Origin of the sequence: Vibrio sp. NH-UV-68 (assembly GCF_042940635.1) — a bacterium.
GTDB lineage: Bacteria > Pseudomonadota > Gammaproteobacteria > Enterobacterales > Vibrionaceae > Vibrio > Vibrio pacinii.
The window spans coordinates 2,091,339-2,112,824 of sequence record NZ_CP134975.1; the positions used below are offsets into that span (position 1 = coordinate 2,091,339).

The following is a 21,486-nucleotide window of genomic DNA, read 5'->3' on the forward strand; positions in this document are numbered from 1 at the left end:
TTGCTCACCTGCTCTTTTACATTGCACTTTTACCCAGTGGCAACAAGTTGCAATTCAGAATACTTCTAAACACTTAGCCAAACTGAGTAAATATGTTCGAATTTCCTCAATTTTCTAAACACTCTGTAAAGAATGATGTTTTATCAGGCCTAACCGTTGCCCTCGCTTTGGTTCCTGAAGCTGTTGCTTTTGCCTTCGTTGCTGGTGTTGACCCTATGGTCGGCCTCTACGCCGCTTTTATCGTCGGCCTTATCACCTCTATTTTTGGTGGCCGTCCAGGCATGATCTCTGGTGCGACTGGCGCGATGGCTGTCGTCATGGTGTCACTGGTTGCCACGCATGGTGTGCAATACCTGTTCGCCGCCGTTATGTTTGCAGGTATCCTTCAGGTTGCTGCAGGCTTATTCAAACTTGGTAAATTCATCCGTATCGTTCCTCACCCAGTGATGATCGGTTTTGTTAATGGTTTGGCCATCGTTATCTTTTTGGCTCAGCTTGGCCAATTCAAAGCGCCAGACATCAACGGCCTGTTAACTTGGTTACCACAAGATCAAATGATTCTGATGCTCGGCTTAGTCGCTTTGACCATGGCAATCATTCATTTCTTACCTAAGTTCACCACGGCAATACCGTCATCATTGGCTGCGATTGTCACTGTGACGGCACTGGTTGTTGGCTTAGATCTGGAAACTCGCACTGTGGTTGACTTCTTGCGTGCCATGTCAGGTGATGAAGCGGCAACGCTTGCAGGTTCCCTACCAACGTTCTCAATTCCAATGGTGCCATTTACGTTAGAAACACTACAAATCATTCTGCCATATGCGATCATTCTTGCCGCTATCGGCCTGATTGAATCACTACTGACGTTGACTGTACTTGATGAAATGACCAATAGTCGTGGCCAATCTAACCGTGAGTGTATCGGTCAGGGTATGGCAAACATGACCTGTTCAGTGTTCGGTGCCATGGGTGGTTGTGCAATGATTGGCCAATCGATGATCAATGTAAACTCTGGTGGCCGTGGTCGTCTATCTGGTATCGTTGCTGCATTAGCGCTACTGTTCTTCATCTTGTTTGCATCATCTCTTATTGAAATGATCCCACTTGCAGCGCTAGTAGGTGTGATGTTTATGGTGGTGATCGGTACCTTTGAGTGGGCAACCTTTAAACTGGCACGTCGCGTACCAAAACAAGATTTTTTCGTTATCATTCTTGTTACTGTGGTTACGGTCCTGACCGATCTTGCCATCGCCGTCTTTGTCGGTGTGATAGTGTCAGCACTAATGTTTGCTTGGCAACATGCTAAGCATATCTACGCCGATACGCATATTAACCAAGAAGGCTCGAAAGAGTATAAAATCCACGGCCCTGTTTTCTTCGGTTCAGTGGCAAACTTCCTCGAAATCTTTGATGCGCACGGCGACCCCGCAGACGTTATTGTTGACTTCGCTGACTCGCGCGTGACCGATCACTCGGCTATAGAAGCGATTGAGACATTGGCTGAACGTTACACAGCGCAAGGTAAAACGTTGCATTTACGTCACTTGAGTCAAGACTGTCGTAAGCTACTCGATAAAGCTGGCAGCTTAGTCGAGATCAACGTGAAAGAAGATCCAAGTTACAAGGTTGCCACTGACGTACTGGCAGGCTAACCACTAGACCTAAAAAAGGGCTTCCAGTTGGAAGCCCTTTTTGTATCAAGTTACTGTCGCTTAAAGCAATTTATTAAGCTTGTTACCAAAGAGTTCAAGACGCCAACCTTGCATCACATCAGGCAGTTTCGCTGGATTACGTTCTTGTTTCCATACCCAACTAATGAACTGATTAAGCTGTTTCTTTGACGCTAAAAACTCGGTCGCCAATCCACTGGTTTGAGAAGCTTTCTTCACTTCATCTTTAAGGATTTTGAACGTCTGTTTATAGCCTTGAGCATCCATCAGGCGCTCTATTGGCTCTGGGTAGTCATCGGCCGTTGTCATCTTAGCTGATTTAACTAATGAGATTAGACGTGCACTATGACGCTGCACAGCGCGCATATCCATCCCCTCTTGCTCCATCAATTGGCGACTTTGAACGCCTTTTCGAGCAATGGTCAGCAAATCGTTTTCTTTAAAGACAAAGTTGAGCGCTAAATCGCGGCGAATCGCTTCGGTTAGCCGCCAAGTTGCTAATGGCTTCAACACCGCTAACTCACTCGGCTTTAACTGCCACGCCCCTTTGATATCGAGATAGGCCATCTCTGGATTCGGGTTCTTAATGCGCTTACTGGCGAGTAAGTCGCTTTCTTGCTGCACCGCTTGCCACCAGCCTGCTTGGGTAATTTTCTCAAACAGTTGTTGATATAGTGGCTCAAGGTAGTAGACGTCAGCGGCTGCATACTCTAATTGCTTCTGGGTTAGAGGTCTGGCAAGCCAATCCGTTCGAGACTCGCTTTTATCAAGGTCAACGTTTAAGTACTCGGCGACTAGTGCGGCAAAGCCTGTCGATAAGCCATGGCCTAAGAAAGCAGCCATCAATTGAGTGTCTACCATTGGGTATGGCAAACAGCCAAAGCTATTGTGAAACACTTCCAAATCTTCCCCACACGCATGGAGAACTTTCAACACAGAGGTATCTTGCAACAGTTGAATAAAAGCGCTCATATCATCGATAACAGTCGGATCTATCAAGGATAGCTCTTGACCATCAAACAGCTGTATTAAGCCTAATTGCGGATAATAAGTGCGGGTACGGACAAACTCGGTATCTAGCATCACGACATCAGCTTCGCGTGCACGATTAATCACGATGTCGAGGTGTTCGGATTTGGTAATAATCTGATATTTCACTAACTTCTCACTATTAGCGGTCTTTGGCGGCGAACAAAAAATGCCGACTACATGAGTCGGCATTCTACCATCAAACAGATTATCTTGCTCAGGTAACTGAGTTACTCTTGGGAAGATTGAGCAAGCTTAGCATCGTTTTCTTCACGCAGTACGCGGCGTAGAATCTTACCTACATTGGTTTTTGGTAAGTCTTCTCTGAACTCAACTAATTTCGGTATTTTATAACCGGTTAAATGCTGACGACAGTGCGCAATGATCTCTTCTTTGGTTAAACTCGGATCGCGCTTGACCACATAAACTTTAACCAATTCGCCTGAGACCTCATGAGGCTGACCAATCGCCGCAACTTCAAGCACTTTGCCATGTAGAGCGATCACATCTTCTATCTCATTTGGATAAACATTGAAGCCAGAGACAAGAATCATGTCCTTTTTGCGGTCGACGATGTACAGCAACCCTTCGTCATCGAATTTAACGATATCGCCAGTAGACAACCAACCTTCAGTATTGATCACTTCCTTAGTCGCTTCAGGGCGCTGCCAGTAACCTTGCATCACCTGAGGACCACGGACTTGCAACTCACCCACTTCTGTCATCGCCAGCGGATTACCTTCATCATCGACAATACGCACTTCTGTTGATGGCACTGGCAAACCAATCGCGCCAGTGTAGTCGACAAGATCGTAAGGGTTGCCAGCAACTAATGGCGAACACTCTGTCAGACCATAACCTTCTAGTAGGTGAATACCTGTGGTTTTCTTCCACTGCTCTGCAACTGCTCGCTGAACCGCCATACCGCCACCTACCGCTAGCTTGAGTTTGCTAAAGTTAAGTTCATGGAAGTCTTCGTTGTTGACCAAGGCATTAAATAGCGTGTTGACACCAGTAATCGCGGTAAACGGATATTTCTGTAGCTCTTTAACAAAACCTGGGATATCACGTGGGTTGGTGATCAGTAAGTTTTGTCCACCCATTTCAATAAACAGTAAGCAGTTCACCGTTAGTGCAAACACGTGATAAAGCGGCAGTGCCGTCACAACCAGTTCACGCCCTTCAGACAACACCGGACCATAAGCGCCTTTAGCCTGTAAAACGTTCGCAATCATATTACGGTGAGTAAGAATCGCTCCCTTGGCAACACCGGTCGTTCCGCCAGTATATTGTAGGAAAGCGATATCTTCGCCCGACATAAACGGCTTAACGTACTGGAGACGACGCCCTTTATGCAGCGCCTGACGCATTGAGATTGCACCCGGCAAGTCATATTTTGGCACCATGCCTTTGACGTACTTAACCACGAAATCGACTAACGTACCTTTCGCTCGGGGTAACATTTGACCAAGACTGGTCAGGACAACATGTTTAACGGGTGTTTTATCAACGATTTGCTCTAACGTATTGGCAAAGTTTGATACGATCACTATAGTCGTTGCCCCCGCATCATTAAGCTGATGTTCTAGCTCTCGAGGCGTATAAAGTGGGTTGACATTGACCGCGATCAGGCCAGCGCGCAGCACACCAAACAGCGCCACTGGGTACTGGAGCAGGTTGGGCATCATCAAGGCAACACGGTCACCTTTCTTTAATTTAAGATCATTTTGCAAGTAGGCTGCAAAGGCACGGCTGCGCTCTTCTAACTTACGGAAAGTCATTACCGAGCCCATATTCATAAATGCAGGCTGGTCAGCGAACTTTTGTACTGACTGTTCAAACATCTCGACTAAAGATGGGTATTGATCTGGGTTGATGTGCTCTGGCACATCACTTGGATAACGCGATAACCAAGGTTTATCCACGGTAAAACTCCTCGAAATTAACTGGCTGTCATCAATGTGAAAAGCTCTATTTTCAAACTCGACTATTACAGCACAGGGCGGCGGTTTGGGCACGAAACACTCAAACACTTGTTTAAATTTTGTTAACTAAGCCAAAAATTAGACTAGCTACTCTAGAAGGAGCTTGCAGATGACAATGATGGCCGCCGTGAATCCACTCTATTTGCGTGGAGGCGCGAGCATCGATTGATATTGATTGCAAAGATTCAAAACCCTGCTCACCGAGAATAATCAATTGTGAGCACAAGACATGCTGACGAAAGGTGTCAGCGTGTTGGAATGACATTCGATACAGTGACTGACTTTGCAGCTTACTATCGTGCCGCCACTGCCAACCAGAATCACATTGACGTATACCGCGATACACAACAGGGGCAATTAAATCGCTGTCGATGTCATTCACTCTCGCTCGTCTTTGTATCGCTTGTTGCGGCGATGTTAAAGTGCGAACGGGTTTACGACGAATTCGTTGTCGGCTCAGTACCCCATCGCGTAGACGTGACACGCTTAAATGAGGTTCTTCGGCTAAAGGCCCATTTCCTTCTATCTGAACTAATCCGCTAATTTGCTCAGGAAAGGCGGCACTATAGCAACTTGCAATCAAAGCACCAAGAGAATGACCTACTAACACCAGTCTGTTTGGTGATAACTTAGCCAATAGTCGGTAAACATCATCTATATAGTCATGAAATGGGTAGAAATTGTGGCTATCTTTGTGGCTCGACAGGCCGTGCCCAGGTAAATCGATTGCGCAAAGATGCAATGAGGGTTGAAGTGCATGTAACTCAGACATCACTGTCTCAAAACTGGCGGCGTTATCTAACCAGCCATGGATGAATAGCAACGAAACATCCGCGTTAGAGCTCTCGCCATATTCTATCGTTGCTATCTGCACGGCATCGATGCTGTGACATCTTTCTACCCGCATTACTTCACTTCTTTGATCACTTTGCCATATCCGCTGCTAAAATTTGAGTCTCGACAGTAGAGACCAAAACAGGGATCTAAATAGCTGTTTATCTCATGAACTATAACCCGTTCTTCCACTCGCCAAAGATGGAGACCATTGACTTTCATCACTGGAAAGTCATATTGATACTCTCCAACCAAGCCTTTTTCGCGCCCTTTGCTCTCACCAATCAGCGAGATGAGACGACCTTCTGACAAGGTAACAGGATCAGCAAAACCTTCAACATAGGCCACAAAACGCCCTTGCGGCTCTTGATTAATATCCGGCTTGCCCGCAGAACTTATTGGTAGGTTGACGACTTCAATTCGAGTTTTCTGCTCAAGGTTAGTCACTTTGGCAATGACACCACCCAAGCGCACTTGACTTGATGAGTCAGGGTTCGCTTGCCAAGTTTGGTAGTCAGAGATGATATTAGGGTTATCTGATTTAAGGCTATCTGGAAGCGTACTGCAGGCACTGAGGGTAAACAGGCCCAAAAAGGCGATCAGTAGCTGGGATGTGTATTTATTCATCGAAAACTTAAACTTACGTAGCGGTTTAGATATAAATATCGACACCAAGCATCTGAGAAAGTTCCTCGCGCTTGTTCTGATTCAACACGTTAAGGTACTCTTGCATGGCTTTGCGACCTCGCCCTTCAGGCAGATCATATTGTACTTGCGCTTTATGAATATCAGACTCGTTAACGTGACGGATAGAATGGGCCACCGCGTTTGCCACCTTACTAGGTTGACTAACTGGTGACTGGTTTTGCGACTTATTTGCCTCATTCTTTTTGTTGGCCTTATTCGCTCGGTTGGGGCCAGGAATCGAAGGAGGTAATCCGTTAATTAATACCATACTATCCGCTTATCTTAAGAGTCGTATGACTCAGTTACTCTCTGCCAGGCAACTTCTTCCATGCAACAGTATCACGAAGATAAACTGGGCTCGCCTGCTCTGCATCGATGGTATTGCCTTTCGCTAGCTCAAACTTTGCCAGTTGAACAATATCTTCCGCATCAGGAAACAGCACCTCGCTCTGTTGAGTGGCAAACTTGACTTGGCCAAGTACCTCTGAGTATGCCTGCCAACCTGTTCCTGCGCTATACCATTGATGCTCATCAGAGTGACTGTTTTGTGCCACTAACTGAGGCGGGAGCACAGCCTCTTCATCCACTGCCAACCAAGTGCCATCTTCTTGACGAAGATAGCGTGCCCAATACACTTCACTCATGCGCGCATCAATCGCTGTTGCAACCTGCTCTGCGCCATGTTTACGGTAAGCGCCTTGTGCCATAGCTGCTAACGTTGAAATACCTATCATGGGTAAATCAGCGCCAAATGATAAACCTTGTGCAATACCAATGCCAATCCGTACTCCAGTGAAGCTGCCAGGTCCACGTCCAAATGCCAATGCATCGAGATCAGTCAAGGTCAAACCGGCTTCTTTCAGCACCTCATCGACCATAGGTAGGATTTTCTTTGTATGATCGCGCGGTGCAATTTCACTGCGCACATATACTTTGTCGTCGACTAAAAGAGCAACCGAACAGTTTTCAGTTGCTGTATCTAGAGCAAGGATCTTTACACTCATTGATATCTCTAATTATTGATGTGTGATTGATGTTCAAGAAAGTCTTGTACCACAGCCAAATCTCTTGTGCGTGGTATCGGCGGTAGGCTCGCAATAAATACTCCACCGTAGTCGCGAGTGACTAAGCGATTATCGCAAATAATCAGCGCGCCTTTATCTTTTTTGTCGCGTATCAGTCGTCCAACCCCTTGCTTTAAAGTGATCACCGCATCGGGGATCTGAACTTGAGCAAAAGGGTCACCGCCTTTTAATTGGCAATCTTCGATACGTGCTTTAAGCAAAGGATCGTCGGGGGCGGTAAACGGCAATTTGTCGATGATAACACAGCTAAGGGCATCACCTCTAACATCGATCCCCTCCCAAAATGCACCTGTGGCGACCAGTAACGCATTACCAAGCTCCATAAACTCAGCGAGGGTTTTCTGTTTACTGGTTTCGCCTTGCATCAGCACCGGCACAGTCAAGGTTTGCCTAAAGCGTTCTCCCAGCTCTTTCATCATACTGTGAGAGGTACATAAGAAAAAACATCGTCCTTGGTTTTGTTCAATCACCGGGCTCAACATCGTCACTAACTTTTCAGCCATTCCAGGACTATTGGGCTCAGGTAGATAGCGAGGAACACACAAGCGCGCCTGACTTTGGTAATCAAATGGGCTTGGTAATGACATCTGCGCTTGAGGTTTCAAACCTAACCGGGAAGTAAAATGGCCAAAATCATTATTAACCGCCAATGTCGCTGAAGTAAAAATCCACGCGCCTTGTTTCATCTCGATCTGTTCATGAAACTTATCGGCCACACTGAGCGGCGTAATGTGTAAACTGAAATGCCGAGGGGTGGTGTCATACCAATATGAGTAACCGGTAATCGATACGTCACAAACTCGGTCAAGACGTGCCTTAATTGTATTAGCACGTTCAAAGGCACTATCGAGTAATTGGCTGCGACCGAGCGCTAATTTAAGCACTTCGATGACAAACTCTAGCGTCTCTTCCAACCGCCTTAACTCGCGGCCGATCGAGGGTGAAGCCAGTGCTTCACGCCAGTTACCACGAAAACCCGGTTCACCCAATACAATTCTTAAGTCCATGGCGGTTTGCAACAGTTTTTCACCCGCCTTCTGTAACTGACGCATATCCTTAGCTTCAGTACGATACGCAATTTCGATATCTTTACTCAGATCTTGAATTTGACGACTCGACAAGGATTGACCAAAGTAATGGCTGGCAATATCAGGTAACTGATGGGCTTCATCAAAGATAAACACTTCTGCTTCAGGGATCAGTTCACCAAAACCCGTTTCCTTGATCGCCAAATCGGCCAAAAACAGGTGGTGATTGACCACAACCACGTCGGCGTCTAACGCCCGTTTGCGCGCTTTAAGCACAAAGCAATCTTGGTAACTTGGGCACTCTTTACCTAAGCAATTATCGTTAGTTGAGGTAATGGTGGGAATAATTGGGCTATCTTCAGCAATCGCATCGCAATCACCCAAATCGCCACTTTTGGTTTCTGAGACCCAACTGCGAACTTTGACCAACTGGCTAAGCAATGTTGGATCGGAGGTTTGATTGTGACTTTCGACCATCTGGCGACTTAAACGATCAAGACACAAGTAGTTCGCACGCCCTTTTAATAACGCCACTTGGCCATAAAAGCCTAATGCGTCGATCATTAACGGCAAGTCACGATGGAAAAGTTGCTCTTGGAGATTTTTCGAACCTGTACTGATAATGACTTTCTTGCCACTCAGCAATGCAGGAACCACATAAGCAAAGGTTTTGCCTGTACCTGTTCCAGCTTCGACCACCACTTGGGTCTGCTCTTTAATCGCCTTGGCAACCGATTCGGCCATATCGACTTGCGCCTGACGCGGTTGAAAGCCCGGAATCGCTTTACCTAGCGCTCCCTGCGCCGAGAAGGTCTTTGAAATCATGAAACAGTATGAGGTTGAACAAGAGGTGGGTAATTATGGCAGCTTTCATACCAAGGCGCGAATGAGATTTTCACGCCCGAGCAATTTGACAAGGTTAACGTTTATTAAGGTAACGACTTAGCCACGCAGGACCAGAAAAGCCACCTGGCTCTACTTCTGTCATTGCGCGTGCCGCCTCACTTGGGGATGTTTTATTTTCCCACATTTGATCGAGAATTTCTTCGTCTAATTCTTTTCCGCCAGTTAGAGCACTGACACGCTCAGAATAAAGCTTACGGGCTAATAGCTCTTTATCCATAAATACCACCTAGAAACACGCTAAACAGAGCAAAAAATTCAAACAAAACACTAAGCCAAACGGTTAACTTAGATTATTTGTTGAAACCTTTTCGATATTAGTTTAATTGTAGCTTCAATAATGAGGGAGAGCTCACCGTTCGAGTCCCCTGTAAAAATTCACAAGTCGAAAAAAATAATTCACGGAAGTTCTGACCAAATGGAAAAGAAAACACTACTGACGCACTGTACAGACGCGCCCGGTCTTATCGCTAAGATCACCAATATCTGTTACAAACACCAACTCAATATCGTACACAACAACGAATTTGTCGATAATACCAGTGGGCACTTTTTCATGCGCACTGAGCTTGAAGGCTATTTTAACGATACCACCTTTCTGGCCGATCTTGATCAAGCACTGCCACAAGGAACTAAGCGTCAACTGATTGGTTCAGACCGTAAACGCATCGTTATTCTCGTCACCAAAGAAGCACACTGCTTAGGTGATATTTTAATGAAGAATTACGATGGGAGCCTTGATGTAGAAATCGCGGCAGTCGTCGGCAACTACGACAAATTACAGAGCCTCACTGAGCGCTTCGACATTCCTTACCATCATGTTTCGCATCAAGGCTTAAATCGTGAAGAGCACGAGAAGAAACTGCTGGCAGTGGTTGAACAGTATCAACCGAATTACTTAGTCTTGGCCAAGTATATGCGTGTCCTCACCCCCTCTTTTGTTGAAAAGTATCATCATAAAATCATCAACATTCACCACAGCTTTTTACCTGCGTTTATCGGGGCGAAACCTTATCAACAAGCGTATGAGCGTGGCGTAAAGATCATTGGTGCAACCGCGCACTTCGTGACCAATGATCTTGATGAAGGCCCGATCATCAAACAAGACGTCATTCCGGTCGATCATAACTTTAGCGCTCAAGATATGGCCCAAGCAGGCCGTGACGTCGAAAAAAATGTCCTAAGTAAAGCACTCAATAAAGTGCTTAATGACCATGTCTTTGTCTACGGCAATAAAACCGTCATTTTGTAACGCCTCCAAAAAACAAAGGCTTCCGCTCGGAAGCCTTTGTCATTGATTTGCAATTACAGTTTAACTGCGAGTTCAACGCCTTGCTTGATCGCGCGCACCGCGTCTAATTCACCCGCATAATCGGCACCGCCAATCACGTGTAACTTATCACCTAGCAGGGGCCATTGACTTTCAAATGGGCGCACAGATTCTTGCCCTGCACAAATAACCACTTTATCGGCATCAAGCAGTTGTGGCTTATCATCAATAGTAATATGCAGTCCCTGCTCGTCTATTTGGTCATAGCTCACGCCACCCAATAGGTTGACGCCGCGTTTTTCCAACGTACGTTTGTGGATCCAGCCTGTGGTTTTGCCTGGCCCTTTACCGACACGCCCTTTACGACGCTGCAGCACCCAGACGGTTTTTTCGCTGACTGAATCTGGGTAAGGGTAAAGTCCTCCTGGGTAAGCTATCTCTTTGTCGATTCCCCAGTCGTGCAGCCAATCGTCCAAATTATGCCCGACTGGCTCAGTCAACATTGTCGCGACATCAACACCAATTCCACCAGCGCCAACAATCGCAACCTTGTTACCGACAAAGGTTTTCTCTTTGATCAGCGTTTGATAATCAACCACTTTATCCGGGGTATCTAAACCTTGAATATTGACTTTACGCGGCTCAACCCCAGACGCCATCACCACTTCATCATACTCTGCCAGTAGGTCATAATCCGCTTCGGTTTCAAGGTGCAATTTAACTCCGGTTTGGTCAATACGATTGGCAAAATAGCGAATCGTTTCTCTGAATTCTTCTTTACCTGGAATTTGCATTGCCAAACGGAATTGGCCTCCGATACGGTCATTGCGCTCAAACAAATCGACCTGATGGCCACGCTCGGCTAACGTGGTCGCGCAGGCTAGCCCCGCTGGACCTGCGCCTACAACGGCAATATTTTTCTTGGTCGCGGCCTCGGTGACGACAAGTTCCGTCTCTCGACAAGCCAACGGATTGACTAAACACCCTGCTCGTTTGCCTTTGAAGACATTATCAAGACACGCTTGGTTACAACCAATACAGGTGTTGATCAGTGGCGATTGGTTCTGTTCAGCTTTGATGACAAAATGTGGATCAGCTAGGAACGGACGCGCCATCGATACCATATCGGCATGACCGCTGGCCAGAATGTTTTCAGCCTCTTCTGGCGTATTGATTCGATTACAGGTCACAATCGGCACCTTAACATGTGGTCGCACTTTTTCTGTTACCCAAGTAAACGCACCGCGCGGAACTTGAGTGGCAATAGTAGGAATACGTGCTTCATGCCAACCAATGCCGGTATTAATGATGGTAACACCTGCTTTTTCTAACTCTTTTGCCAGTGTAACGACTTCATCAAATGTACTGCCCTCTTCGACTAAATCTAGCATAGAGAGGCGGAAGATGATGATAAAGTCATCGCCAGCCGCCTGACGAATGGCTTTGACCACTTCGAGTGGAAAGCGGATGCGATTTTCATAGCTGCCGCCCCAATCGTCGTAACGCATGTTGGTGCGTTTACAGATAAACTGGTTGAGCAAGTAGCCTTCTGAGCCCATGACTTCGACGCCATCGTAACCGGCCAACTGAGCGAGCGAAGCGCTGTTAGCAAAAGCGTCAATCGTACTCCTAATTTGACGACTGCTCATTTCGCTTGGCGCAAAACGGGCAATCGGCGCTTTAATCGCAGAAGCGCTTTGGGCGAAAGGGTGCATCGCATAACGACCAGCATGCAGTAATTGCAATGCGATTTTGCCACCGTGCTCGTGCACAGCTTGAGTGACTACCTTATGTGCCTTAGCATGCTTTGGTTTACTGAACTCAGCGCTGAACGGATGCAGTCGCCCACGTAAATTAGGTGAAAAACCACCAGTAACAATAAGGCCAACGCCGCCTTTCGCGCGCTCTGCATAGAAAGCAGCCAGCTTACCTAGCCCCTCTTTGTGCTCTTCGAGACCAGTGTGCATTGAGCCCATCAGCACTCGATTACGTAGTTGAGTAAATCCAAGGTCTAATGGCTTAAGTAGATTTGGGTACATGGCAGACATCACTTAACTCTTTTCTTATTGTGGTCTGACCACAATAAAATCATCGTAATTAAAAATCAAACATTCGTTTACATTTTTGTAACACCGATCAATCTAACAGTTGTTTGGCTATACGAGTTTGAGTAGGATGTAACTTATCTGATTTTATAAGGTCTTACAGCGAATAAGCCTTAAACTGCGCAATACGCAGCGGAGACATAATGAAAAATATTTTTAAGTTTATTGGCATGCTTTTTAAAGGGGTGTGGAAACTACTCTCCTTTGTACGTATTGCTCTCGTCAATCTGGTTTTCCTAGCCAGTATCGGCGCTATCTATTTCCTTTACACTAGCGCTGAAACGCCGGTTCCTACCGTACCGACTAAATCAGCGTTGATTCTTAATATTTCTGGGCCGATTGTTGAACAATCAAGTTATGTTAACCCAATGGACTCTGTAACTGGCTCTTTGTTCGGTCAAGACCTACCTAGAGAGAATGTGCTGTTCGAGATAGTCGATACGATTCGCCACGCCAAAGATGACAATAAGGTCAGCGGCATCGTATTAGCACTGAGCGACATGCCAGAAACGAATTTAACCAAACTGCGCTACATTGCTAAAGCACTGAACGAGTTCAAAGCCTCTGGCAAACCGATTTACGCGGTTGGGGATATGTATAATCAGAGCCAATATTATTTGGCCAGTTACGCTGATAAGATCTACCTGGCACCCGATGGCGCGGTCATGCTTAAAGGTTACAGCGCCTATTCGATGTATTACAAAACCTTGTTAGAGAACCTCGACGTTAACACTCACGTTTTCCGAGTTGGCACCTACAAGTCGGCAATTGAACCTTTTGTGCGCGATAACATGTCAGAAGCGGCCAAAGAGTCCGCTTCTAATTGGTTAGGTCAACTGTGGGGTTCCTACATTGATGATGTCGCTTCTAACCGTCAACTTGCCCCTGACGCCTTAACTCCTGACATGGACAAATTTTTAGCCTTACTCAAGCAAAACAACGGAGATTTAGCTGCTCTGTCGCTGAACGTAGGATTGGTCGATACCCTTGCCACTCGCCAACAAGTTCGTAAAGCGCTAATGGAAGTGTTTGGTAGCAATGGTGAAGACAGCTATAACCATGTCGATTACTACCAATACCTCACCACAATGACACCTGATTTTAACCTCGCCAACGATGATATTGCAGTGGTGGTGGCAAGTGGCGCGATCATGGATGGCTCTCAACCACGTGGTACGGTTGGTGGAGATACTGTCGCGGCACTGCTACGCCAAGCTCGTACGGATGACAAAGTCAAAGCCGTGGTATTGCGCGTTGATAGCCCGGGCGGGAGCGCTTTTGCTTCAGAGGTAATACGTAACGAAGTCGATGCATTAAAAGAGGCCGGAAAACCGGTTGTGGTGTCAATGTCTAGTCTCGCGGCATCGGGCGGTTACTGGATTTCCATGAGTGCAGACAGCATTGTCGCTCAACCAACAACATTGACTGGCTCGATTGGTATCTTCAGTGTTATCACTACCTTTGAAAAAGGCTTAAACAAACTCGGTATCTATACTGATGGTATCGGCACCTCTCCATTCTCAGATGTCGGTATTACCACCGGATTATCTGCAGGGGCAGCCGAGGCTTTCCAAATGGGCATCGAGCATGGCTACAGCCGCTTTATTGGCTTAGTGAGTCAATCACGAGACATCCCGCTGCAACAAGTAGACGATATCGCGCAAGGTCGTGTATGGACTGGCCAAGATGCGCTTAAATTAGGCTTAATCGATAAAATCGGTGATTTTGATGATGCGGTTGCGTTAGCCGCTCAACTTGCCGATGTTGAACAATACAACCTGTACTGGGTTGAAGAGCCTCTGTCACCCGCACAGCAGTTTATCCAAGACTTCATCAATCAAGTTCAGGTTAAATTTGGTTTTGATGTAAATAGCTATCTACCAGCAGCGCTACAGCCGATCGCCACTCAAGTGTTACAAGATGCCGATATGCTACAAAGCTTCAATGACCCTAAAGGTCACTACGCATTCTGCCTTAACTGTCAGATTCAATAACACTAGTCGACAAACATCACTGCACTGCTGAGCAGTCAATAATTAAGGGGGATTCCTGTGCGAAATCCCCCTTTTTATTGGCCTCGATTACGTTATAATTCGTCGCTCTGTTCCCCTACAAAATAACCGGTTTCAAGCAATGGCTAGAAAACATATTTATATCGCTTACACTGGCGGTACCATTGGCATGCAAAAATCCCATGACCACGGCTATGTGCCAGTAGCAGGCTTCATGGAAAAACAACTCGCAAGCATGCCTGAGTTTCATCGCCCTGAAATGCCAGAGTTCACTATTCACGAGTACGAACCGCTGATTGATTCATCTGACATGACTCCGGCAGATTGGCAGCAAATCGCTGATGATATTCGTCATAACTACGATAAATACGATGGCTTTGTAATTTTGCATGGTACCGACACCATGGCGTACACCGCCTCTGCTTTATCATTTATGTTAGAGAACCTCGCGAAACCAGTTATTGTCACTGGCTCGCAAATTCCCCTTGCGGAACTGCGCTCTGACGGCCAAGCCAACTTACTTAATGCTTTGCATATCGCCGCGAATTACCCAATCAATGAAGTCACTCTGTTTTTCAATAATAAGCTAATGCGCGGTAACCGCAGCACCAAATCGCACGCCGATGGTTTTAATGCTTTCACTTCTCCAAACTTGCCGCCGTTGCTGGAAGCCGGGATTAACATTCAAATCAGCAATGATATTAAAGTGGATGCAAAACCCGATGGTGACTTTACCGTGCATGACATCACGCCACAGCCAATCGGTGTGATCACCATGTATCCAGGCATTTCCCATGAAGTGATTCGTAACACTCTACTTCAACCGGTTAACGCCATGATTTTACTCACCTTTGGTGTCGGTAATGCACCGCAAAACCCAGAACTGCTGGCGCACCTTAAAGATGCCTCACAGCGCGGTGTTATCGTGGTTAACTTAACTCAATGTCTCGCAGGAAAAGTCAATATGGGTGGCTACGCGACAGGTTGTGCGTTGGCTGAAGCCGGAGTGATCAGTGGCTATGATATGACGCCAGAAGCGGCACTGGCGAAACTTCACTACCTATTGAGTCAAGGTCTAAGCTACGAGCAAGTCAAAGTCAAAATGCAGCAAGTGCTGCGCGGCGAGATGACAATTTAACAGACAATGATATACAAACCGGCTCAGGCCGGTTTTTTTACACTTGACGTAAAAGGTTGTTGATCAGAGGATTGGCAATCATTATTTAGGGAGAGCAATGATGGAAATTAACAATGTCGCTTTTATTGGCTTAGGTGTTATGGGGTACCCAATGGCGGGCCACTTAGCGAAAGCGGGATTTGATACTCGCGTTTATAACCGCACTGAGTCCAAAGCAATTCAATGGACAAATGAATTCGGTGGTAAGTCTGCAAACACCCCACATGCGGCAGCAAAGGAGTGCGATGCGGTTGCTATCTGCGTTGGCAATGACGACGATGTTCGTAGCGTTGTTTTCGGCCAAGAGGGCGTTCTTGCGGGGATGAAAGCAGGTTCAATCCTTGTTGATCATACCACCACCTCTGCCGAACTGGCGCAAGAGATCGCGCAAGCTTGTGCAGAGAAAGGGGTTCATTTTGTCGATGCTCCTGTCTCTGGCGGTCAAGCGGGCGCCGAAAATGGTGCGCTAACCATTATGTGCGGTGGCGAACCTAGCGTATTTGCAGCCCTCTCTTCACTCTTCGATGCTTATGGCAAACAAGCGGTGCTGCTTGGTGCTAATGGCCAAGGTCAACGCTGCAAAATGGTCAATCAAATCTGCATTGCCGGGATCTTACAGGGTTTGAGCGAAGCACTTCAACTTGCTCAATCAGCAAATCTTGATGTAGAGCAGGTTGTTAACGTGCTTAAACATGGTGCTGCTGGTTCTTGGCAGATGGAAAACCGCGCCGTGACTATGTCACGTGGCGAGTTTGATTTTGGCTTTGCGATTGATTGGATGCGTAAAGACTTAGGGATATGTCTCAATGAAGCCGAGAAAAACAATCTAGATTTGACTATGACTCAACAAGTCGATGCAATGTATCAATCACTGCAAGCACAAGGATTGGGACGAATGGATACATCGGTACTTATTAAGGCGTATCAAAACAAATAATCAGCAAGCCACAGAGGCGAATTACTCGCCTCTGTGATTGGTGCTTATTGAGTGGATGCCTTGAGTGATACGCCGCTGTAAGCTCTGTAACCGTCTAACATCACATGGTACGCACCCGGTTGAGCTTGGGTAAACGTACACGTTTCTTGGTTGCCACTACGATAAGGGCGACAATCCCAATTCGACGTCGATACCTCAGAGTCATAGTTAACGTATAAATCAACATCACCCGTGCCCCCTGTAGTTTGAATGTTTAGACTCTGCTGCCCCTTTAGCTCAAAGGTGTAGCGCTTTTGACTTGAGCGCGAGCCGCTCAGGTTAGTTTTTTCTACGCCATCGATTAGCACAGTGTCATCGGGTTGCGGTTTTGAGTCGGCATTAGCCATTTCGACAATATACGATAAACCCAGTTTAGCGAACTTTTCTGCATGCTCTCCTGTTGGATCTGAGTTGGCTAGCGTGTCTTGTGCGGTGTGAATCTTGGGATTGTAATCATTAAACTTCGACTCAAACGGCATTGCGGCAGAATAACCGACATTCGTCCAAGAAGCATGATCTGAACATGCATAACCACAACGATCGTAGCCATAGGTTAGACTAGGGATATATTCATCAATCAAGTTGGCAAGAAATTGGGTCAAATTACTATCGGTGTAGTCAGTGATAAAAACAATATCTTGTTGAGACCCTTGATAGTTCGTCATATCCAATTGCAGTACAGAAACGACGTTCTTTCCCTGAGCCTTATATGCATTGGCAATATCCTGAGACCCTCTTAGCCCCACTTCTTCCGCCGCATACGCCATAAAGGCGACTGAACGCTTCGGTTGGAAGTTGTTCTCACTGAGTACACGAATGATTTCACTGACACTGGCGATACCCGACGCATCATCATCGGCTCCTGGGGCGATAGATTGCTCGTTGGTACGGGCGCCTACGGTTGAATCTAAATGCCCACCGACCACGATCCATTCATCGGGAGTTTCGCTACCTAGGATAGTTAACACCACCGATTTTTGATTGTATCCTGAATGAGTGACTTGCTCGACATTGACACTAGAGAGCTGCGAGGTCAACGCACGCCATTCACTAGCAATCCAATCGGACGCTTGCGCACCTGATGTGGTGGTATAGAAACGGTTATTGAAGCTGGTTAACGAACTAATGGTATTGGTTATTTGACTGGCACTTATCTGGGGTAACCAAGCATTGACTGTGGTTTGCTGTGATGGTGTAGGCACAACAAAATTCGCCAAGGTTTGCGGCATCGCGCTTGCAGCCATCGCACTTTGCGCGGATGCATGCACCATGTAACCACCGCAACGGTTATGCTCTTCATGCATATTGTGCGATAACTCGGCTAACTCTTCGGTGGCCACTTCACCAACCCAAACCTTTCCACTGCTTGCGAGTGAATGTGGCAACAGTGATTGAGCCCCCGAGTGCATGACGGTATCTGCAGCATCTGCGCCAATCGAGATCCATACTTTATCTTCAGCATAGGCATTGCAATATGCCGACATTAAAGCCATTGCCAACAACGTTTTTGTGTATTTCATTATCCTCTCCATGGATTTTTAAAGCCCTTTAAAGTTAGGGTAATTATACTAGTAACGAGAACTGTTCGTTTTCTCTTAAGGTGTAAGCTAGGTTTGTCACTGAATCATCAATAAAGATAAATATTATTATAAATCATAAACTTAAAAACAATTGAGCTAGAGAGCCGACACTCTCTCCCTAGCTCCGAAACACTAGTTTTCAGTTGCGCGTAATACAACACCAGAAAAACTGTTGAATGCTTTTAGCATGATATAGAGATCCTCATCAGACGATGAAACAGAACACGTTTCATTATTGCCAGATCGATACGGTCTACAATCGTAAGCACCAGTGGTAGGTTCGCTACCTGAACGCACATACAAATCGGCGTCTCCTGTACCTGAACTGATACTAATAGTCAGTGGCGAGGTTCTATTTTTGGCCTTAACGACCAACATACGTTGTTCCCCTTTCGACAAGGCTATTGCTGAAATGGGTGTGCCTGGAATAAGCTCTTCAACGCTAGGCACCGATTGACCAACAGAGCCTTCAGGTAAGGTATTATTAAAGAATGTCGCGACCTTAGGCCAAATTTTGCTGATCTTGACCCCTTGGTTTTCACAACCACCAAAGTGATGAAGTGCAATCGCTTTATTGTCTGAAGAGTTCAACACTGGAGAGCCGGATGAACCACCGATCGTGTCGCAGAAGTAGCCAGTATCTGTCCCCGCACCACGCCCGTTGGTAGAAGCAATATCGACTTGGCATAAACCCGAGCCATTTTGATCACTTTCTATTGCAAGCTCTTTGGGGTTTCCGGCACCATGCTGAGGAATATAGATACCGTTGCCATATACTGGTTCAGACGCATCTAAGCCTAAGTAACCAAATGATTCAATCTTGCTAAAATCATCAACAGAGAACAAGGTATAGTCCAAGGTATAATCGGTACTAAATAGCTCGTTACCCATCACTTTTACCGTTGTCGACAATGCTCCACCACATGTATTACGTTGATAGTTAAACCATACCTCGGTGTTTCTAAGCTCAGACTCACTGCCAACACAATGGTTATTGGTAAAGAGTTTATTATCTGGCCCAACCCGCCAAGCCGTACAAAGGCTACGGCCATTGATCAGCAGCCGTGCTACAGGATTAGACCATGCCACTTGCTCTGGATGCGTATCTTGCCAACAAGCAACGTCTTTGCGTTCATTCACTCCACACGTCGATAGCATAGTACTGCTCGGCTCGAAAGCTATCGCCTTTTCATTACCTGCCATAAAATAATCAATATCATACTGCCCCAGTTGTCCTTCGGCATTAGGCACTAATTCAATCTTCACCGAATCACCAAATAGTGATTGCGCAAACCACTCTTGTTGACTTTCGGTATATTCAACCGTTTCCGAGCCATCACTGGACATTAATCGAATCAAACTGCCCCGAGGTAATATCAAATTCTTGAAGTGAATTTTTATGAACTCTGCACCATGATGTTGTATTTCCATGACCGTCGATTCTGATTGATGAGAAGATAACGCCAACGGTATTTCTTCTGCAATCACAGGTAATTCTGTTTGCGCGTACGCCAGCGAAGAAATGAGACAAGAGTAAGCCAGAGTGACATTGCGTATTATGTTGTTCATTGATGTTCCCTTTCAGTGTTGTGGTTTCACTACAAACATAATCGCTAAACGATAATAAGCAACCAGTTGCCTATTATCGTTTGAGTAAACTATTGTTGACGTTAAAATTTAAATTATAAAAATCAATTGTTTATATTTCTTACTACAAAATTAAGGTACAAAAAAAGCGGCTCACTGAGCCGCTTTGCATTGTTTCAACCTTAACTTAACCGATGTGCGTCACGCCACCCATGTACTTCTGAAGCACTGTTGGGATTTCGATGCGACCATCGGCTTGTTGATTATTTTCGAGAATTGCAACCATAGTACGACCAACGGCAAGACCAGAACCATTGAGTGTATGAACAAGCTCAGGCTTCTTCTCACCTTTACGACGAAAACGCGCTTGCATACGACGAGCTTGGAAGTCCCACATGTTTGAACATGATGAGATTTCGCGGTAAGTCTCTTGAGCTGGAACCCACACTTCAAGATCGTAGGTTTTACGAGAACCAAAGCCCATGTCACCTGTACACAGTACAACTTTACGATAAGGCAGTTCTAACAACTTAAGCACTTTCTCAGCGTGGCCAGTTAGCTCTTCGAGCGCATCCATTGAATCTTCTGGCTTAGTGATTTGTACTAGCTCAACTTTATCAAATTGGTGCATACGAATGAGACCGCGAGTATCGCGACCATAAGAACCCGCTTCAGAGCGGAAACATGGTGTATGCGCTGTCATCTTAAGTGGCAGATCTGCTTCATCAGAAATGGTGTCACGGACCATGTTGGTCACTGGTACTTCTGCTGTTGGGATAAGCGACAGTTTACGCGGCTCTTCGTCGTTCACTTTCTCTTCAAGCGGCTCAGTGTGGAATAGGTCTTTACCAAATTTAGGCAACTGGCCAGTACCAAATAGGCTGTCAGAGTTCACAAGGTATGGCACGTACATTTCAGTGTAGCCGTGCTCTTCGGTATGAAGATCTAGCATGAACTGAGCAATGGCACGGTGTAGACGAGCAAATTGGCCCTTCATTACGATAAAACGTGCACCAGTGATCTTAGTTGCACTTGCGAAATCAAGACCGCCACCCATTTCGCCTAGGTCAACGTGATCTTTAAGTTCGAAGTCGTAAGTTTTTGGCTCACCCCAACGAGAGATTTCTACATTGTCGTTTTCATCTTTACCGTCTGGCACATCGTCAGCAGGCAGGTTAGGAACAGACAGAGTGATCTCATCAAGTTGCGCCATTACCGCGTCAAGTTCTACCTTTTTCGCGTCTAAATCGCTACCAAGAGTACCGATTTGCTTCTTGATCTCTTCTGCGCCTTCTTTATCGCCTGCTGCCATTTTCTGGCCGATTTGCTTGGAGATGGAGTTACGCGTGGATTGTAAATTTTCAACTTCGACTTGAATCGACTTACGTTGCTCTTCAAGTGTACGGATTGTTTCTACATCGAGCTTAAAGCCACGACGTGCGAGTTTTGCAGCTGTTTCATCCAGCTCTGTACGAAGTAATTTAGAATCCAGCATTGTTAATCCTATGCTTTTTTAGTTGTGAAATCGCGCCCAAACATCATGCTCAAACGCTAAAAA

17 protein-coding genes are annotated in these 21,486 nt (G+C 46.1%); 5 read left to right on the plus strand and 12 right to left on the minus strand.

Annotation, left to right across the window (positions count from 1 at the left end; genetic code table 11):
• Nucleotides 1–92 precede the first annotated feature (92 nt).
• Nucleotides 93–1,652, plus strand: coding sequence for a SulP family inorganic anion transporter (locus ViNHUV68_RS09455; RefSeq protein ID WP_391087677.1), 1,560 nt, complete (start codon nt 93–95; stop codon nt 1,650–1,652).
• 60 nt (nt 1,653–1,712) lie between these two features.
• Here the strand turns inward: ViNHUV68_RS09455 and rnd are convergent, their stop codons facing one another.
• The 8 genes from rnd to ViNHUV68_RS09495 all read right to left on the minus strand — a co-directional run bounded on the left by rnd (nt 1,713) and on the right by ViNHUV68_RS09495 (nt 9,441).
• Nucleotides 1,713–2,828 carry a ribonuclease D gene (rnd, locus tag ViNHUV68_RS09460; RefSeq protein ID WP_038173069.1) on the minus strand — a complete coding sequence of 372 codons (1,116 nt, stop codon included), beginning with the start codon at nt 2,826–2,828 and terminating at the stop codon, nt 1,713–1,715.
• Between the two features lie 101 nt (nt 2,829–2,929).
• On the minus strand, nt 2,930–4,624 hold the full coding sequence (gene fadD / locus ViNHUV68_RS09465; protein ID WP_038172894.1) for a long-chain-fatty-acid--CoA ligase FadD: 1,695 nt from the start codon (nt 4,622–4,624) through the stop codon (nt 2,930–2,932).
• Between the two features lie 112 nt (nt 4,625–4,736).
• Complete coding sequence (locus ViNHUV68_RS09470; RefSeq protein WP_391087681.1) at nt 4,737–5,591, minus strand: alpha/beta fold hydrolase; 855 nt, start codon at nt 5,589–5,591, stop codon at nt 4,737–4,739.
• The gene (locus tag ViNHUV68_RS09475) at nt 5,591–6,145 is read right to left on the minus strand and encodes a Slp family lipoprotein (protein ID WP_038172897.1); all 555 of its coding nucleotides are present in this window, start codon (nt 6,143–6,145) and stop codon (nt 5,591–5,593) included. The genes ViNHUV68_RS09470 and ViNHUV68_RS09475 overlap by 1 nt, the downstream gene beginning before the upstream one ends.
• A gap of 25 nt (nt 6,146–6,170) precedes the next feature.
• The gene (locus tag ViNHUV68_RS09480) at nt 6,171–6,473 is read right to left on the minus strand and encodes a chromosome partitioning protein ParA (RefSeq protein WP_391087683.1); all 303 of its coding nucleotides are present in this window, start codon (nt 6,471–6,473) and stop codon (nt 6,171–6,173) included.
• 34 nt (nt 6,474–6,507) lie between these two features.
• Nucleotides 6,508–7,209: a tRNA (adenosine(37)-N6)-threonylcarbamoyltransferase complex dimerization subunit type 1 TsaB gene (gene tsaB / locus ViNHUV68_RS09485; protein WP_038172900.1), complete on the minus strand. Its 702-nt coding sequence runs from the start codon at nt 7,207–7,209 to the stop codon at nt 6,508–6,510.
• A gap of 8 nt (nt 7,210–7,217) precedes the next feature.
• Nucleotides 7,218–9,143 carry an ATP-dependent DNA helicase gene (locus ViNHUV68_RS09490; protein ID WP_038172901.1) on the minus strand — a complete coding sequence of 642 codons (1,926 nt, stop codon included), beginning with the start codon at nt 9,141–9,143 and terminating at the stop codon, nt 7,218–7,220.
• Nucleotides 9,144–9,237: 94 nt separating this feature from the next.
• Nucleotides 9,238–9,441 (minus strand): hypothetical protein, encoded by a 204-nt coding sequence (locus ViNHUV68_RS09495; RefSeq protein ID WP_038172902.1) that lies wholly within the window; start codon nt 9,439–9,441, stop codon nt 9,238–9,240.
• Between the two features lie 198 nt (nt 9,442–9,639).
• Here ViNHUV68_RS09495 and purU point away from each other — a divergent pair, with 198 nt between their 5' ends.
• Entirely contained in the window at nt 9,640–10,473 is an 834-nt protein-coding gene (purU, locus tag ViNHUV68_RS09500; protein ID WP_038172904.1) for a formyltetrahydrofolate deformylase, read from the plus strand.
• 53 nt (nt 10,474–10,526) lie between these two features.
• On the opposite strand, the gene ViNHUV68_RS09505 is transcribed toward purU, so the two are convergent.
• A complete protein-coding gene (locus tag ViNHUV68_RS09505; protein WP_391087688.1) occupies nt 10,527–12,539 on the minus strand; it encodes an FAD-dependent oxidoreductase in 2,013 nt (670 codons plus the stop codon).
• Between the two features lie 200 nt (nt 12,540–12,739).
• Between ViNHUV68_RS09505 and sppA the strand changes: the two genes are divergently transcribed.
• The 3 genes from sppA (at nt 12,740) to ViNHUV68_RS09520 (ending at nt 16,722) form a co-directional block, all read left to right on the plus strand.
• Nucleotides 12,740–14,590, plus strand: coding sequence for a signal peptide peptidase SppA (gene sppA, locus ViNHUV68_RS09510; RefSeq protein WP_391087692.1), 1,851 nt, complete (start codon nt 12,740–12,742; stop codon nt 14,588–14,590).
• A 139-nt stretch (nt 14,591–14,729) separates the two neighbouring features.
• Nucleotides 14,730–15,746, plus strand: coding sequence for an asparaginase (gene ansA / locus ViNHUV68_RS09515; RefSeq protein ID WP_038172907.1), 1,017 nt, complete (start codon nt 14,730–14,732; stop codon nt 15,744–15,746).
• Nucleotides 15,747–15,846: 100 nt separating this feature from the next.
• Nucleotides 15,847–16,722, plus strand: coding sequence for an NAD(P)-dependent oxidoreductase (locus ViNHUV68_RS09520; protein WP_038172908.1), 876 nt, complete (start codon nt 15,847–15,849; stop codon nt 16,720–16,722).
• A gap of 44 nt (nt 16,723–16,766) precedes the next feature.
• Here ViNHUV68_RS09520 and ViNHUV68_RS09525 read toward each other — a convergent pair whose 3' ends face one another.
• The 3 genes from ViNHUV68_RS09525 to serS form a co-directional block, all read right to left on the minus strand.
• The gene (locus tag ViNHUV68_RS09525) at nt 16,767–18,254 is read right to left on the minus strand and encodes a M20/M25/M40 family metallo-hydrolase (RefSeq protein WP_391090307.1); all 1,488 of its coding nucleotides are present in this window, start codon (nt 18,252–18,254) and stop codon (nt 16,767–16,769) included.
• Between the two features lie 219 nt (nt 18,255–18,473).
• Nucleotides 18,474–19,910, minus strand: a complete 1,437-nt coding sequence (locus ViNHUV68_RS09530; protein ID WP_391087696.1) for a pre-peptidase C-terminal domain-containing protein — start codon at nt 19,908–19,910, stop codon at nt 18,474–18,476.
• A 205-nt stretch (nt 19,911–20,115) separates the two neighbouring features.
• Complete coding sequence (gene serS, locus ViNHUV68_RS09535; protein ID WP_038172911.1) at nt 20,116–21,423, minus strand: serine--tRNA ligase; 1,308 nt, start codon at nt 21,421–21,423, stop codon at nt 20,116–20,118.
• Between the last annotated feature and the right edge of the window lie 63 nt (nt 21,424–21,486).

Bases quoted from the DNA above. Each gene is read 5' to 3' on its own strand.
- ViNHUV68_RS09520 (WP_038172908.1), top strand. From the start codon at position 15,847: ATGGAAATTAACAATGTCGCTTTTATTGGCTTAGGTGTTATGGGGTAC.
- ViNHUV68_RS09480 (WP_391087683.1), bottom strand. From the start codon at position 6,473: ATGGTATTAATTAACGGATTACCTCCTTCGATTCCTGGCCCCAACCGA.
- ViNHUV68_RS09525 (WP_391090307.1), bottom strand. From the start codon at position 18,254: ATGGCTTTAATGTCGGCATATTGCAATGCCTATGCTGAAGATAAAGTA.
- ViNHUV68_RS09470 (WP_391087681.1), bottom strand. From the start codon at position 5,591: ATGCGGGTAGAAAGATGTCACAGCATCGATGCCGTGCAGATAGCAACG.
- ViNHUV68_RS09505 (WP_391087688.1), bottom strand. From the start codon at position 12,539: ATGTCTGCCATGTACCCAAATCTACTTAAGCCATTAGACCTTGGATTT.
- tsaB (WP_038172900.1), bottom strand. From the start codon at position 7,209: ATGAGTGTAAAGATCCTTGCTCTAGATACAGCAACTGAAAACTGTTCG.
- purU (WP_038172904.1), top strand. From the start codon at position 9,640: ATGGAAAAGAAAACACTACTGACGCACTGTACAGACGCGCCCGGTCTT.
- ViNHUV68_RS09455 (WP_391087677.1), top strand. From the start codon at position 93: ATGTTCGAATTTCCTCAATTTTCTAAACACTCTGTAAAGAATGATGTT.
- ViNHUV68_RS09490 (WP_038172901.1), bottom strand. From the start codon at position 9,143: ATGATTTCAAAGACCTTCTCGGCGCAGGGAGCGCTAGGTAAAGCGATT.
- sppA (WP_391087692.1), top strand. From the start codon at position 12,740: ATGAAAAATATTTTTAAGTTTATTGGCATGCTTTTTAAAGGGGTGTGG.
- ansA (WP_038172907.1), top strand. From the start codon at position 14,730: ATGGCTAGAAAACATATTTATATCGCTTACACTGGCGGTACCATTGGC.
- ViNHUV68_RS09530 (WP_391087696.1), bottom strand. From the start codon at position 19,910: ATGAACAACATAATACGCAATGTCACTCTGGCTTACTCTTGTCTCATT.
- ViNHUV68_RS09495 (WP_038172902.1), bottom strand. From the start codon at position 9,441: ATGGATAAAGAGCTATTAGCCCGTAAGCTTTATTCTGAGCGTGTCAGT.
- serS (WP_038172911.1), bottom strand. From the start codon at position 21,423: ATGCTGGATTCTAAATTACTTCGTACAGAGCTGGATGAAACAGCTGCA.
- ViNHUV68_RS09475 (WP_038172897.1), bottom strand. From the start codon at position 6,145: ATGAATAAATACACATCCCAGCTACTGATCGCCTTTTTGGGCCTGTTT.